Origin of the sequence: Sedimentibacter sp. (assembly GCF_038562225.1) — a bacterium.
Lineage (GTDB): Bacteria > Bacillota > Clostridia > Tissierellales > Sedimentibacteraceae > Sedimentibacter.
The window spans coordinates 372441-387395 of sequence record NZ_JBCFAS010000001.1; the positions used below are offsets into that span (position 1 = coordinate 372441).

The following is a 14955-nucleotide window of genomic DNA, read 5'->3' on the forward strand; positions in this document are numbered from 1 at the left end:
ATATGGGATGAGCAATTAACTGTAAATATCCAAACCGAACCAAAACTTACTTCCCTTGTTATAGGTGGATTCAAACTGCAGCGTAGAATTATGAGATTCTAGAATTAATTTTGATACATAAAGTCCTAATCCATAGCTGTTCTTTTCCGCCAGATTTGACTTGTAAAACATTTCACATATGTATTCCTTGTCGTTTTCTTTTATCCCGATTCCGTTATCTTTGATTTGAAACAACAGCCTGTTGTTTTCCTTTTTAATGCTGACATTTATCTCGGTATATTTTTCGCTGTACTTTACTGCATTGTTGATGATGTTCTGCCATACTCTTATTATCTTTACCTTATCAATATTCACCGTGCAGCTGCCGCAGATACATTCGCCCGTAAAAATTCTGTCAGAACTTTCGATGTAGTCCTTTGCAGATGTAAACAGATAATTACTGAATTCATCGGCATCGATAATCTCCTTTTTAAGCTGCTGTATATATTGTGCTTCATATGTTGAATCTAATACGTCATATGAAATTTTTTCCAGAGTCTCTGCGCTGTTGTATATTTCATGAACAAATCTTGTCTTTGTGTCCTCATCTGTTATGACACCTGACAATAATCCCTGGGTATAACCTTTGATTAAGGTTAGTGAAGTTCTTATGTCATGAGATAAGGTCATCAGGAATTTAGATGTTAAATAAGATTTCATTTCCAGCGAATTTTTTAAATGCTCTGATTTTTTAATCAACACCTCAGCATCCTCTTCAAAAAAATTTAAATCCTTATCAATTTTGTCTTTTATAGTATCCATGAAGGAATAGACATTTCGGTAGCTGCTGTAGTCTTCATATTTATCAATATTTGAAACGCCTTTTACATTGACTATTGTTTTATCGATTGCATTTTCGAAAATATCATTGCTGTTTTTTGCGCTGTTTATGTAGTTATTTATGTGAATTATGGGAGAAGATATTTTATTAGACATATAAATGCTGATAAATATTGAACAACCTGAGATGATAATTCCATAAAATATCACGTATTTCAGCAGGCTTGCGGATTTTGCCATCAGCTCGCTTGAAGGCATTACAGTGAGCAGTATCCAGTTATTGCTGTTCATCTTCTTGTATGAGTGAATAAATCCGTCATGATATGAGCTGTAAATATTATCTGAATTATTATCAAAATTCTTAAAGCCGTCCAGTGTCTCGGATGCCAGCTTTTGAATCATGTCCGGATTTTTATGAGATAATATGTAACCGTTCGAGTCTATGATTACAAAATATCCTGAATCTCCTATTTTATAATCCTTAACAAAGTCTACGAAGTTTTCTGCCCTTATGGCTATGCCGAATAATCCCAGTACTTTACCATCTTCGTTGTAAATGGGGTGTACGGTATTCACTAAGTTTGTTCTGTCGGACAATGCAAGCAATATATCGCTTGTGGCTGTTGTTTCATAAGCAAATCCGTCCTGAATATATTTTCTGCTTGATAAATCTACATACATGGCGTTTGGCATTGTTGAGGCAACTATTCTTCCCTTTAAATCAACGATGAACAAATCCTTGTAGTAATTGCTGTCGTAATTCATTTTTTCCATTGTTCTGATCAAATAGTTGTTGGTTTCAACTCCATCTTCCTTGCCGCTGAAAAAATTGTAAACATGTTCATCCCTTGAAAATGCCAGGGTTTCAACCTGGACCTTTTTTACCATCAGATCAATTTTCTCCTGGGCTCTTAATATTTGGACCTCTGTCAGCTTAGTTGATTCATCGTTAAGAATAGATGCTGATTTTGTATAAATCGATGCGCACATGATAACTAAAGATAAAATTACAATTATACAGATGCTCATAGTTATTTTTCTTTTTAGCTGCATAATAACGTTCTCCTAAATAAATCAGATTTGCTTCACAACGATACAATAAATACATCGGGACAAAGGCCTTAGCCTATGTTTCTTATTATATCACAAATATTTTCATAAATTAACTGGGGTTTATGTATATTTCATGTACATTTAATAATAATTGATACACATTAATTATAAATGTCATATAAAATAACGTTTGCTCATAAATACATGGTAGAATGACAAAAAATATGTTTAGGGAGGTATGAACATGAATTTGACAGAAAAAACAACAGTAAGTTTTAAAGAAAAATTTAAATTTATTTTTTGTAGTGCGGTTGGAATATTTATGTTTTTTGTACCAATTATGTATGATGGGAAAAACTCAATACCATTGGATCATATCGTAACAATATTAAAACAGCTGCTTGGTGCAGCCACATCATATATTGCTCTTGCCATAATGATTTACGGTGGTTTGAAGCCTTTTGTCAAAAAAACATGGAATAAAAGCACAGTGGATATTGTATTTTCCTTCTTTAAAATAATTGGTATTGTAACAGGTTTCATGTTTGTTTTGCACCTTGGTCCGGAATTATTGTATGCACCGGATATATTTCCTTTCTTATTCAACAAGCTGGTAATACCTTTAGGAATATTGATACCTGTAGGTTCAGTATTTCTTTCTTTTTTAATCAATTACGGACTCATGGAATTCACAGGAGTATTCATGCAGCCTGTAATGAGACCCATATGGAAGACACCAGGCAGATCAGCAATAGATGCTGTTGCATCATTTGTAGGGAGCTATTCATTGGCACTGTTAATCACAAACAGAGTTTATCTTGAAGGGAAATATACAAAAAAAGAAGCTGTCATCATTGCAACCGGATTTTCTACCGTATCAGCAACATTCATGATAATAGTTGCAAAAACCTTGGGATTAATGGAACACTGGAATTTATATTTTTGGTCTACTTTGATTATTACTTTTATGGTTACTGCTGTTACAGTGCGTATATATCCAATAAGTAAAAAAAGCGATGATTATGTTACTGAAAAAGGAGATCCTGAATCAATAGTTGCAAAAGACCGCTTAAGTGTTGCATGGAATGAAGCCATGATCGTTTCTAAAAATTCCGGATTAATCATGCAGAATGTATGGAGCAACCTGAAGGATGGTATCAATATGGTGAGCAACATATTGCCAACAATCATGTCTATTGGGCTTTTAGGCTTGCTTTTGGCAATCTACACCCCGATATTTGACATTATAGGATATATTTTTTATCCTTTTACCGCTTTGATGCAGGTGCCTGAAGCAATGCTGACAGCAAAAGCCTTGGCTGTAGGAATTGCCGAAATGTTTCTTCCTGCAGGCATCATAGCAAATAGCCCTATCATATCAAAATATGTTGTTGCAGTGTGCTCAGTATCATCAATACTGTTTTTCTCGGCATCAATTCCTTGCATATTGTCAACTGAAATACCTGTATCTGTGAAAGAGCTTGTTGTCATTTGGGTAGAAAGAACTATATTGTCAATTATTCTGGCTGCGATTGTAGGTATCATAATGTTCTAGAAGCATAAGGTCAACAGCTATGATTCTATTGAAATGAATCCGGCTGACAACAACAGCATCCATCAGAAAGACAACAAATATTAAAAGGACATAATTGTCCTTTTTTTAAATCATTTATTTTATGTAAAGCCTTAAAAAAATTTTGTTGTTATATTTCAAAATTTGTAATATAATAGTAAAGTGTTTAAATATACTCGAAAGGAAAGATATATGATAATCGCAATAGACGGACCGTCAGGAGCCGGAAAAAGCACTGTTGCAAAGCTTTTAAGCAGGGAACTTGGTTTTGAATATATTGATACGGGGGCAATGTACCGCGCTCTTGCATATAAGGCATATACAAACAACATCGAAATACAAGAAGACAAGATTGACGAAATGCTTAAGACAACAGCGGTCGATTATTCAGACAACAAGATTTTTCTTGACAGCAAAAATGTTGAAGGTTACATAAGAAGCGAAGCAATTTCAAAGGGAGCTTCAAAAATTTCAGCGCTGAGAAACGTGCGTGAAAAAATGGTGGAACTTCAAAGAAAAATCGCCAGCAACAAAAATGTAATATTAGACGGCAGAGATATCGGTACAAAGGTTTTTCCCGACGCTGATTTCAAGTTTTTCGTGACAGCATCCGCAGAGACCAGGGCAAGGCGAAGATACAACCAGCTTGTGCGGACAGGAGCCAGGACAAATTACAAAAACGTTCTTGAGGACATAAAAAAAAGGGACGAGAAAGATTCCACCAGGGAAATTTCGCCGCTTGTGAAGGCCGATGACGCCGTGCTCATCGATACCACGAACATGGATGTGCGGGAAGTTGTCAAAACCATTGCTGATATAGTCGGAGGAAAGAATGTTTTATAAAATAGTGGTTGCAGTACTGAAGGTACTGGTTTTTCTTATATTTGACCTTAAAGTGCACAATGCTGAAAACCTGAACAAAACAAAAGGCGGATACATTGTGTGCGGAAATCATATTTCCATGATTGACCCGGTTATACTGGCAGTTTCTACAAAGCGTCAGATACACTACATGGGTAAGAAGGAACTTTTTGACAACAAGGTGCTTTCATTCTTGTTCAGAAATTTAGGTGCTTTTCCTGTAGACAGGCAGGGAATATCCTTGTCAGCCATAAAAAGTTCCATAGGCGTTTTGAATGAAGGTGGAGTTCTTGGCATTTATCCGGAAGGGACAAGGATTTTATCAGGCTATGACGAAAACAACGCAAAGCCTGGGATTGCAATGATCGCCAATAAGGCAAATGCGAAGATATTACCGGTTTTCATAAAAGGGCCATACAAATTCAGGGGAAGGCTGGAAATCTTTTTTGGTGAGGAAAAAGACTACTTCGAAAAATATGAAGGAAAATTGAGAACCGAAGAATACACCCAAATAGGCAGGGAAATCTTAAAAGATATTTATAACCTGCAGGCTGATGGTAAGAATAATGAGAATTGAGAAATCTAAGTACAACGGCTTTTGTGCAGGAGTAAAGACAGCAGTTGATAAGGCTTTTATAGTGTTGGATGAAGAAAAAAAGCTTTACAGTTACGGAGAAATAATACATAATAAAGATGTTATCGACAAGCTTGAAAAAAAAGGCTTGACCGTTGTGGACGAAGTTTTGCAAGGTTTGGATGCCAAACTTCTCATAAGGGCTCACGGCGCAGGCAAACAGGTTTTTGAAAGCCTTAAAGAAAATAATATTGAAGTTATTGATGCAACATGTGTAAAAGTAAAAAAAATACACAAAATAGTTGAAGAATTTAAAAATAGTGATTACAATATAATCATTGCAGGAGACAAATACCATCCTGAGGTAATTGGGATCAAAGGCTGGTGCTGCAATGAAGCAGATGTTGTGGACAGCGCGGAGGAGTTTGAGAAGCTTGAACTGGATCCTTCAAAAAAATACCTTCTGGTGTCCCAGACCACTTTCAATTCAAAAACGTTCGGAGAAATTGCCGACTTTATTGAAAAGAAAGGTATGTCAAACATTGTTGTTAACAACACCATCTGCGACGCCACGAGAAAAAGACAGGAAAGCTGCATTGAACTGGCATCCCGATGTGATGTCATGCTCATCATAGGCAGCAAAAGCAGCTCAAACACAAAAAAACTCTTTGAGCTGAGCAAAAATATATGCCCAAAAACATTCTTAATTGAAAATTATAAGGAAATCCCTTATAAGTATATAGATAAAAATACAATTGTGGGAGTGTCCGCAGGAGCTTCGGCACCTGACTGGATCATTGAGGAGGTTATTAGTATGTTGGAAAACCAAAACAACATGAATGAAAAGAACGAACAGGCAGAACAGGCTGGCAGCATGCATGAATTGCTTGAGAATTACGGTGGAGTATCTTATATCAGAACAGGCGAAAGAGTTAAGGGAACTGTTATTTATGTAAGTCCTGAAGCCATTTCTGTAAACATCAATTATAAATCAGACGGAATCATTACAAGAGATGAATATTCCCTCAATGACGTTCAAGATTTAACTCAAGTAGTTAAAGAAGGAGACGAAATAGAAGCACAGGTGCTTAAAATTTCTGATCAGGACGGAAATGTGGTTTTAACCAGAAAACCTCTTGAAGAACATAAGATCTGGGATGAGCTTGAAGCAATGAGAGAGGCAGGAACTGTTGTGGAAACTGTAATAGTTGAAGCTTCACAATTCGGAATTTACGGAAAAGTAAAAGGAATAAAAGGCTTCATACCAAGAAATCAGATATCAATCAACAGAAATGCAGATCCATCCGAATACGTGGGAAAAAATCTTAAGGTTCAGGTTCTTGAAACAAAGAACAACAAAGGAAGAAAACAGCTTGTGCTCACTGCCAGAGCAATTGAAAAGGCAGAAAAGGAAGCCAAGGACAACGAAGCTTGGGAAAACATCAAAGAAGGCGAAGTTTACGAAGGCGTTGTTAAGAACATTCAGGATTACGGCGCATTTGTAGAGATAAATGGAATAGACGGACTGCTTCACATCAATGAAATCGCATGGACTAGAATCAAGCATCCTTCAGAAGTTCTGAAGACAGGCGATAAAATAAGCGTAAAGGTTAAGAGCATAGACAAGGAAAACAAAAAATTGTCCTTAAGCTACAAAGCTACAATCAAAAGCCCATGGGCACTCTTCCTTGACAAGCACCAAAAAGGCGATGTAGTAACAGGCGTTGTAACAAGAATAGTTGACTTCGGGGCGTTCGTAATGATTGACGAAGTTGAGTGCCTGCTTCACATAAAAGACCTTGACTGGGCAAGAACAGAAAAAGTAACAGACATACTTCACGAAGGACAGGAAGTTACAGCGAAAATACTGAACATAACAAGAAAAGACAGAAAAGTAAGCCTTGGAATGAAGCAGCTTGTTGAACATCCATTTGACAAGTACGCTAAAGACCTTAATAAAGATGACATCATCCAGGTTGAAGTTACAAGAATTCTTCTTGACGGAATTCATGTAAGCGTAAACGGCAACATCGATTGCTTCATACCTATAGCCAAGGTTTCAGCAGAAAAATTAAGAACTCCGGCACAAGTTGTAAAAGTTGGAGAAATGAAGGAAGCTAAAGTTCTTGGAGTTGACATGAAAGGAAAAAACCTGAACCTGACATTAATACTTGAAGATAAAGGTGATGACTTTGAAAATACCGAATCAGCAGCATATCAACAAGAAGAAGCAAACTTCACTATAGGAGAATCCATAGGCGATGCTCTTGGAGACTTATTGAAGTAACTATAAATGTTAGGTCGCAAGGCCTAACATTTTCTTATATAAGGAGGGGTAAATTGATAAAGGAATTTTTGTTTGACATATGTTCAAACCAGTTTGTTTCAGGTTTTGAACATGTAAACGGCCAGGTTCTGACCAAGTACTTTGAGCCGTACACCGATTCATATGAAAAGGATAAAGTCGGAAGCTACATTTTCAGGTCAGAAGGAAGTAACGGGAAAAAAATAATGCTGGCTGCGCATCTGGATGAAATAGGGCTCATGGTTACAAAGGTTCTTGAAGGAGGATTCTTAAGCTTCACTTCTGTAGGCGGAATCAATCCTGCATCGCTGGTTGCTCAGGATGTAATTGTTTACGGAAGGGAAAACATATTCGGAGTAATAGGAATCAAACCTCCTCATGTAACAAGCGAGGAAGAAAGAAACAAGCCCTTGAAGCTTAAGGATCTTTTTATAGATACTGGACTTCCCAAGGATGAGCTGGAGAAGGTTGTAAGTGTAGGAGATGTGGCAACCATAAAAAGAGAGCCCATGTCGCTTCAGGGAACCATGGTTTCAGCCAAGGCCTTCGACGACAGGGCATGTATTGCTGTAATGCTTGAAACAGCAAAAGAATTGAAAAAGCTGTCCCACAGGAGCACCGTGTATTATGCTGCTACAGCACAGGAAGAAACAGGCTACAGAGGCTCTACTGCAGCCAGCTACAAGGTAAATCCCGACATAGGTATAGTTCTTGATGTTGGATTCGGCATGACTCCCGACATGCCACCGGAAACACCCCACCTGGGTAAAGGCCCGGTTGTTGCTTACGGAGGACGACTCAACCATAAGCTTACAAAGAAATTTGTGGAAGTGTGCAGTAAATATAACTATCCGCTGCAGTACGAGGCTGTACCTGCCAGGACCGGAACAGATACAGAAGCATTGCAAGTAAACAGGGAAGGGATACCTTGCATTTTGCTGTCCATTCCTCTTCGCTACATGCACACATCTGTTGAAACCATTGACATAAAGGATGTGGAGAATACCGGCAGAGCAATAGCGCGATTCATCAACGAGCTTGATAATTCTGATTTGGAGGAAATATTATGTTTTTAAAAGAGTTGACTGAACTTTCCGGCGTATCAGGGTGCGAATACGAAGTTAGAAATTACATAAAGAAAAAGCTTGACGAAATAGGATGCACGTACCATGTGGATAAGCTGGGAAACATAATCGCCCACAACCAGGGCTTTAAAACAAAGACAATCATGGTTGCAGCCCATATGGACGAGGTGGGACTCATAGTTTCTCACATTGACTCGGATGGTTTCATAAAGTTCCAGGCTGTGGGAGGCATAGACCCCAGAGTGTTGAACTCCAAACAGGTACTTGTGGGAGAAAACAAAATCCCTGGAATAATCGGCTCAAAAGCCGTACATCTGATGACAGAAGCTGAAAAGGGAAAGACAATACCCATAGACAAACTGTACATAGACATAGGCTCATCCTCAAAATCTGAAACGGAAAAACTGGTTGGCATTGGAGACTACGTATCCTTTAAAAGCGATTACGTGGAATTCGGACACAACCTGATTAAGGCCAAGGCTCTTGATGACAGGACGGGATGCAGCGCCATACTTGAACTTCTGAGCATGAAGCTTGATGCTGATTTTTACGGTGTTTTTACTGTCATGGAAGAAGTCGGCTGCAGGGGAGCCCAGACAGCTGCTTTTGCGCTTGAACCGGATTTAGGAATTGTGCTTGAAGGTACGGTCTGCGCTGACATGCCTGAAGTCGAAGACCATTCCAAGTCCACAATAGTCGGGGGTGGAGCTGCAATATCACTCATGGATAACTCAACGCTTTACGATATTGATACTGTAAGAAGCGTTGTTGAAATTGCAGAAAACAACAATATACCGCATCAATACAGGAAATCAGCCGCAGGAGGAAATGACGCAGGACCCATTCACAAAACAAAGGAAGGCTCCAAGGTCGTTGCCATATCTGTTCCGTGCAGGTACATACATTCGGCGGTGAACGTAGCGAGTAAAAGTGATTACGAAAGTGTTGTAAAACTTGCCAAATCAGTTATCTTAGTAAATCAGAAAGGGGAATAAAATGAATTTTAACAGCGAATTAATGAAGGAACTATCGGATTGCTTTTCTCCCTCGGGAAGAGAAAACAATGTGCGGGAACTGATAATATCGGAAATAAAGGACTACATAGACGAAATAAGAGTTGATGCTCTGGGCAACCTCATAGCCAGAAAAAAGGGAACAGGTAAAAAGGTTCTGTTTTCAGCACACATGGACCAGATAGGCCTCATAATAACACACGTTGACGAGAAAGGCTTCCTAAGGTTTTCAAACGTAGGCGGAATTCACGCTAAGGAAATAATCGGCCTTACCATGGTATTTGACAACGGACTGCAGGGGGTTATCTGCTGCGAGGAACTAAAGGACAATGAAAAAATAACCATGAGCAAGCTTTACATTGACGTTGCCTCTACAGATGCTGAATTTGTAAAGAATAACTTTCGTGTGGGAGACATGTGCGTGTTCAAATCCGAATACTACGAGACAAAAGACTGCGTAGTATGCAGGGCTGCTGACGACAGAATAGGCTGCTACATACAGATAGAAGCAATAAAAAACCATCCCGCTACGGACAATGATGTTTACTACGTATTTTCTGTTCAGGAAGAGGTTGGCACCAGAGGAGCCAAGACTGCAGGTTATAGCATAGATCCTGACATAGCCGTTGCTCTGGACGTAACTGCAACAGGAGATAGTCTTGACGGAATCAAAATGGATGTGAAATTAGGCGGCGGTGCTGCAATCAAGATCATGGATAAATCCATGATAACACACTCTGATGTTAAAAATCTTCTTACAAGACTATCAGAAGAAAACAGCATCCAGTACCAGTACGAGGTTCTCGAGTTCGGCGGAACAGATGCAGGACCAATACACCTGTCAAGGGAAGGTGTCCCCAGCGGAGTTATTTCCATACCTACACGTAACCTTCACTCTGCTGCGGAAATATTCAACAAACAGGATGTTATGGAGTGCATCAAACTTCTTAAGGCAACAGCTTCTTCTAAATAATTTAGCCAACGCATCCTGTGCAAGAGAATAATCCACATTTACAATGTCATAAGTTATTATTATACAGTAACCGTTGAATTTTGGTCTGTTACATATTCGACGGTTCTTTTATTTTATGCAATAAATTCTACATATTATATCTGATATATTTTATTGTTCAGGTTTATGTGAAGGATAGTGATGATTGAACTCAACTTATTGATCAGGAAAACTTTTTCTTGACAAATACTGACATTATGTTAGTATGAAAATCAGACGTTTATGGATATTAAAAAATTAGAAAGGAGAGAACAATGAAAGAAATCAAAAGAGTTTTATTATGTATCTTAATACTTCTTATTGCAACAGATATATCACCTGTTTATGGTTTTGGTGACTCCATTTTAGATTTAGCATCTTTGGAAATTAATGAAACCAGCTCTTTATCAAATTATAAAGCAATAAATATCAGTGATTATTTAACAAACTACGGAACAATATCAGACATAGGGCAAATCAATGTTTCGGGTAACATAATAAACGGTGGTACAATAACCGGAAGCGGTATTATTGCTGCAGGTGGTACCATAACATTAAAAGACAATTCAGTTTTGTCTGCAGACTCCATCTCAGCTCATTACATATTAATTGACAAGGATGCTGAGAATGTCTATATATCATTGTCTTATGTGAACACTGACACAGTCCTTGCAGGCACAACCACAGGAACCAGCATAATAATCGAAGGCGGACGGACTAAGGATCTTGAACTGACGCTAATAAATTATTCTGTAAAATCAGGTTCAATGCCGGGTTTGGACGTACAAGACACAGGAAGCACAAATAAAACAATTAAATTCGGAGGAAGCTGTGTCTTTGCATCCACATACGGAGCAGGAATACATGTTCCCGAAGGAACAGCCATTACACTTGACAGGGCATCAGGCTACAACGATGATGAATCCAGGCTGACAGTCATTGGAGGCGGGTTTAGTGCAGGAATCGGCAGCGGTATTTCAGAAACATCCGGCAATGTAACCATAAATGGTGGAACCATAACAACAACGGGCGATAATTTTTCGTCAGGAATCGGCGGCGGCTATTATGGCTCAGGTGGAGTGACAACCATAAATAACGGCATTATAACTGCAAAAGGGAGTGTCTACGGCGCAGGAATCGGCGGCGGTTGGGCTGGTGCAGGCGGCACAATAAACATAAACAACGGTACTGTAACAGCAGTTGCAGGTTATGGTGGAGCAGGAATCGGCGGAGGAATGGCAGGCTATGATAATTATTCAGGTCAAGGTGACGGCGGTACAATAAATATCAACGGAGGCAATATAACAGCTACAACAAACGCAAGTTTCGGAGGAGGAGCAGCAATAGGCGGCGGGCAAAGCGGTTCATCAGGAACTATAAATATAAGCGGAGGAATCATCAATGCATCCAGTTGTCTCGGAGCTGCAATAGGTAGCGGTTATGAGGGATTCGATGATAATATGGACGGATACGTAAATATTACAGGCGGAGTAGTTGATGCAATGGGCGGAGCAGGCATCGGCGGAAGCTCAAACAGCAATCATATAACAGTAAACATTGATGACGGAACAATTGTTGCTACAGGTATTTCAGGCTTTGCAGGCATAGGAGGATTCAATACCACCATCAATATAAGCGGAGGTAATGTTAAAGCAGCCGGAGGTGTGTATGCTGCAGCCATAGGTGGAAATCAGGGCCAGCCAAGCGGAACAATAAACATAAGCGGAGGAATTGTAACCGCAGACGGAGGTGTTCAGGCATCAGGCATTGGAGGTGGTTCTGAAGGACAAGGTCAAAACATAACCATAAGCGGTGGCACAATAACAGCAATAAGTACATTTGGCGGTGCAGCCATAGGCGGAGGAATTGATGCGGATAATGGAACAATAATAATAAATGATGGTACCATAACGGCAAAAAGTTCAATTCGCGGAGCAGGTATTGGCGGCGGAAACCACGGAGACGGTGGAACTATAATCATACGCGGAGGAAATGTCACTTCTTTATGCACCGACAGCTTCACAGGAGGAGCAGGAATAGGCGGAGGGTACAACGGGTTTGGAGGAACCATCCGCATAGAAGGCGGTATTTTAAGCGCAAGCGGCGGATTCGGATCTGCAGGTATTGGCGGAGGGTACTTTGCTGATGGCGGTGACTTTTCCATTACAGACGGAATTGTCCAAGCAAACGGAGGAGCCAGCGGAGCAGGTATCGGCGGGGGCTATAACGGCGATGGCGGCACAATAAATATAAACGGAGGCAGAACTTTTGCCAAAGGAGGATTTAATTCGGCAGGAATCGGAGGCGGAGCATTTGGTGCAGGCGGCAGCGTAACTGTGAAAAATTCACCCATAATCAACGCCATAGGCATGGTTGATCAAGGGGCCGAAAACATTGGCAGAGGGTCCGTTTTGTGGTTTGATGATTCTTTAGACTCCGGCACGCTTAAGGATGAAACCGGCAGCAATCTTTCGTATCTGTTGTTCAGGATATCCGATGAGTCAGGTGCAATTTTAGGAGATGCATCTTTAACCTTAAGCGGTTATGATGAAGTCTATAAAACAAATCCGGATTATTATCTTTGGAAGTTTGTGCCCTACGAGGAATTAAAGACATATGATTATACAATCGAAAAGCCCGGTTATGCAGCAGTAAAAGGTGATTTTACATTGTCATCCGTTAGCCATGACGTAGCAGAAACAATGTATTTTGATATGACGGCACCTGCATTTAGTGTCTCACCGGTAACAAAAAGAAGCGCATATTTAAATTCTGATGATTTTGGTCTATATGGAACATTTTATATTGTACCTAAGTCAGATACAACTTATACAGACATAGCAGCACTTGAATGCACCGCAGAAGTCACAGCCTTACCCATAGAGCATCCTGAAACAAAGGTCTTTTGGGATGCAACCGGCAAGTCTTATGGAAACTACCAGGTATATATGTCTGACAGCGCAGAAAATCTGTCATTGCCGCTTGATTTGACTTTACCGTTTGATGTTGGAGGCGGCACACAAAACAATGTAAAAATAACAACCGGTAATGAAAATACTGTTGTCGCAACGGATATAACAACATTGTACAAAAATTCAGGAACGGCAGAGGTAATAGTAGACAACATTTCATTGACTAAGGCATTTGACAAGACTTCAGCCGACGTGAACGGAATTAAGACAGTCAGGATTCTCATTGACAATGTACAGAATGCTGAAAGGTACGAAATCACTCTGCCTTCCGGCATATTTTCGCCAGGCAGCAATAACCGTATAGAGATAGTTACAGGATACGGCTCTGTTTCAATTCCGTGCAGTATTTTTGAAAGTGTATTAAAATCCGATTCAGTAACAATAGGAATAGGCAAATCTGATTCAGACAGTCTGCCTCAAAATGTTAAAGACAGACTGGATAAACACACCATGGTTGAAATTTATGTGAAAATTGATGGTGAAAAAGTTCCTTGGAAAAACAATGGTGCTCCTGTTAAAGTTACTGTCCCATATTCACCTTCATCAACTGAACATAATGCAGAGTTTTTATCGGTGCTCTATGTTGACGAAAACGGAAAAATGGAAACCATATCCAATGGAAGATTTAATGAATTAACCGGTTGTGTTGTTTTCAAGACCACACACTTCAGTATCTTTGCAGTTGATTATGTGGAAAAGGAATTTAAAGACCTTACGGATTACGGATGGGCAAAGAACCAGATACAAGTCCTTGCTTCAAAATTAATCATAAGCGGAACAACAGAAAATGAATTTTCGCCTTCAGCAAAAATAACACGGGCAGACTTCATGCTTCTGCTTATGAACACTCTTGAACTAAACGTTGATTTTGAAGACAATTTTGATGATGTGGAGGAAGGCAGCTATTACTTCGAGGCTGCAGGAAGTGCCAAAGCACTTGGCATAGCCGCAGGTAACGGAAATAACAGGTTTTATCCGGCAGAGTTCATAACAAGGCAGGATATGATGGTTTTAACTGCGAGAGCCCTGGAAAAGCACAAAGGACTTTCCTTATCAAACGAATACAGTGTACTTGAAAAATTCAACGACAGGGATAAAATATCAATGTATGCAGCAATAAGCATATCATCTTTAATAAATGAAGAACTCATTGCCGGCTCTGATAATGAGTTAAATCCTCTGGGCAGCACGACCCGTGCAGAGGCAGCGGTATTTCTTTATAGAATTTTCAACAAATTTCAATGACAGATGAGGGCGAACGCCCTCATTTATCATTCTAGGCTAAAAAAAGATATGGATTTCTCCATATCTTTTTACTCAACAATAAAAATCACTGAGCATTTGCCTAAAGTGAATTTCTGGTGCTGCCGTTAAACATTGACATGTTGTTTGCCTTGTTCATAACCATACTTTGTATTGACGGTGCCATAGCGAATATCGCAGCACTTATTCCGGCTCCCATCAACATTTTTCCTGCAGTGTTCATCTTCATACAATCACCTCTGGATAATTTATTGTTTCATATAGTGTCTGATATAATCCTGATATTATCCTAAGCACAAATTTACTCCAGATGAACATTTCATCAGTTGTGCTCAACAAAGTCATTATTTCAACTATTTACCTGAAATTGCACTAACCATTGAAATAAACTGTATTATTTCAAAATGTTACATATTTGCTATTAAAACATATCATATGATTAGAAG

10 protein-coding genes are annotated in these 14955 nt (G+C 39.3%); 8 read left to right on the top strand and 2 right to left on the bottom strand.

Going from position 1 to position 14955, the window contains the following annotated elements:
- Positions 1 to 15: 15 nt before the first annotated feature.
- Positions 16 to 1872, bottom strand: a complete 1857-nt coding sequence (locus tag AAGU76_RS01820; protein ID WP_342483725.1) for a sensor histidine kinase — start codon at positions 1870 to 1872, stop codon at positions 16 to 18.
- Positions 1873 to 2116: 244 nt separating this feature from the next.
- Between AAGU76_RS01820 and AAGU76_RS01825 the strand changes: the two genes are divergently transcribed.
- From AAGU76_RS01825 to AAGU76_RS01860, 8 genes are all read left to right on the top strand, one after another.
- Positions 2117 to 3427, top strand: coding sequence for a YjiH family protein (locus tag AAGU76_RS01825; RefSeq protein WP_342483726.1), 1311 nt, complete (start codon positions 2117 to 2119; stop codon positions 3425 to 3427).
- A 210-nt stretch (positions 3428 to 3637) separates the two neighbouring features.
- Positions 3638 to 4288 (top strand): (d)CMP kinase, encoded by a 651-nt coding sequence (gene cmk / locus AAGU76_RS01830; protein WP_342483727.1) that lies wholly within the window; start codon positions 3638 to 3640, stop codon positions 4286 to 4288.
- A complete protein-coding gene (locus tag AAGU76_RS01835) occupies positions 4278 to 4883 on the top strand; it encodes a lysophospholipid acyltransferase family protein (protein ID WP_342483728.1) in 606 nt (201 codons plus the stop codon). Before cmk ends, AAGU76_RS01835 begins: the two co-directional genes overlap by 11 nt.
- On the top strand, positions 4861 to 7167 hold the full coding sequence (ispH, locus tag AAGU76_RS01840) for a 4-hydroxy-3-methylbut-2-enyl diphosphate reductase (RefSeq protein WP_342483729.1): 2307 nt from the start codon (positions 4861 to 4863) through the stop codon (positions 7165 to 7167). The genes AAGU76_RS01835 and ispH overlap by 23 nt, the downstream gene beginning before the upstream one ends.
- Before the next feature lie 53 nt (positions 7168 to 7220).
- Positions 7221 to 8261, top strand: a complete 1041-nt coding sequence (locus tag AAGU76_RS01845; RefSeq protein ID WP_342483730.1) for a M20/M25/M40 family metallo-hydrolase — start codon at positions 7221 to 7223, stop codon at positions 8259 to 8261.
- The gene (locus AAGU76_RS01850) at positions 8252 to 9265 is read left to right on the top strand and encodes a M42 family metallopeptidase (RefSeq protein ID WP_342483731.1); all 1014 of its coding nucleotides are present in this window, start codon (positions 8252 to 8254) and stop codon (positions 9263 to 9265) included. The genes AAGU76_RS01845 and AAGU76_RS01850 overlap by 10 nt, the downstream gene beginning before the upstream one ends.
- Before the next feature lies 1 nt (position 9266).
- A complete protein-coding gene (locus tag AAGU76_RS01855; RefSeq protein WP_342483732.1) occupies positions 9267 to 10256 on the top strand; it encodes a M42 family metallopeptidase in 990 nt (329 codons plus the stop codon).
- A gap of 293 nt (positions 10257 to 10549) precedes the next feature.
- Positions 10550 to 14491 carry an S-layer homology domain-containing protein gene (locus AAGU76_RS01860; RefSeq protein ID WP_342483733.1) on the top strand — a complete coding sequence of 1314 codons (3942 nt, stop codon included), beginning with the start codon at positions 10550 to 10552 and terminating at the stop codon, positions 14489 to 14491.
- Positions 14492 to 14591: 100 nt separating this feature from the next.
- On the opposite strand, the gene AAGU76_RS01865 is transcribed toward AAGU76_RS01860, so the two are convergent.
- Positions 14592 to 14738 (bottom strand): hypothetical protein, encoded by a 147-nt coding sequence (locus AAGU76_RS01865; protein ID WP_342483734.1) that lies wholly within the window; start codon positions 14736 to 14738, stop codon positions 14592 to 14594.
- Positions 14739 to 14955 lie beyond the last annotated feature (217 nt).

Coding starts and splice junctions, on each gene's coding strand:
- ispH (WP_342483729.1), top strand. CDS start 4,861: ATGGTAAGAATAATGAGAATTGAGAAATCTAAGTACAACGGCTTTTGT.
- cmk (WP_342483727.1), top strand. CDS start 3,638: ATGATAATCGCAATAGACGGACCGTCAGGAGCCGGAAAAAGCACTGTT.
- AAGU76_RS01835 (WP_342483728.1), top strand. CDS start 4,278: ATGTTTTATAAAATAGTGGTTGCAGTACTGAAGGTACTGGTTTTTCTT.
- AAGU76_RS01865 (WP_342483734.1), bottom strand. CDS start 14,738: ATGAAGATGAACACTGCAGGAAAAATGTTGATGGGAGCCGGAATAAGT.
- AAGU76_RS01820 (WP_342483725.1), bottom strand. CDS start 1,872: ATGCAGCTAAAAAGAAAAATAACTATGAGCATCTGTATAATTGTAATT.
- AAGU76_RS01860 (WP_342483733.1), top strand. CDS start 10,550: ATGAAAGAAATCAAAAGAGTTTTATTATGTATCTTAATACTTCTTATT.
- AAGU76_RS01855 (WP_342483732.1), top strand. CDS start 9,267: ATGAATTTTAACAGCGAATTAATGAAGGAACTATCGGATTGCTTTTCT.
- AAGU76_RS01850 (WP_342483731.1), top strand. CDS start 8,252: ATGTTTTTAAAAGAGTTGACTGAACTTTCCGGCGTATCAGGGTGCGAA.
- AAGU76_RS01825 (WP_342483726.1), top strand. CDS start 2,117: ATGAATTTGACAGAAAAAACAACAGTAAGTTTTAAAGAAAAATTTAAA.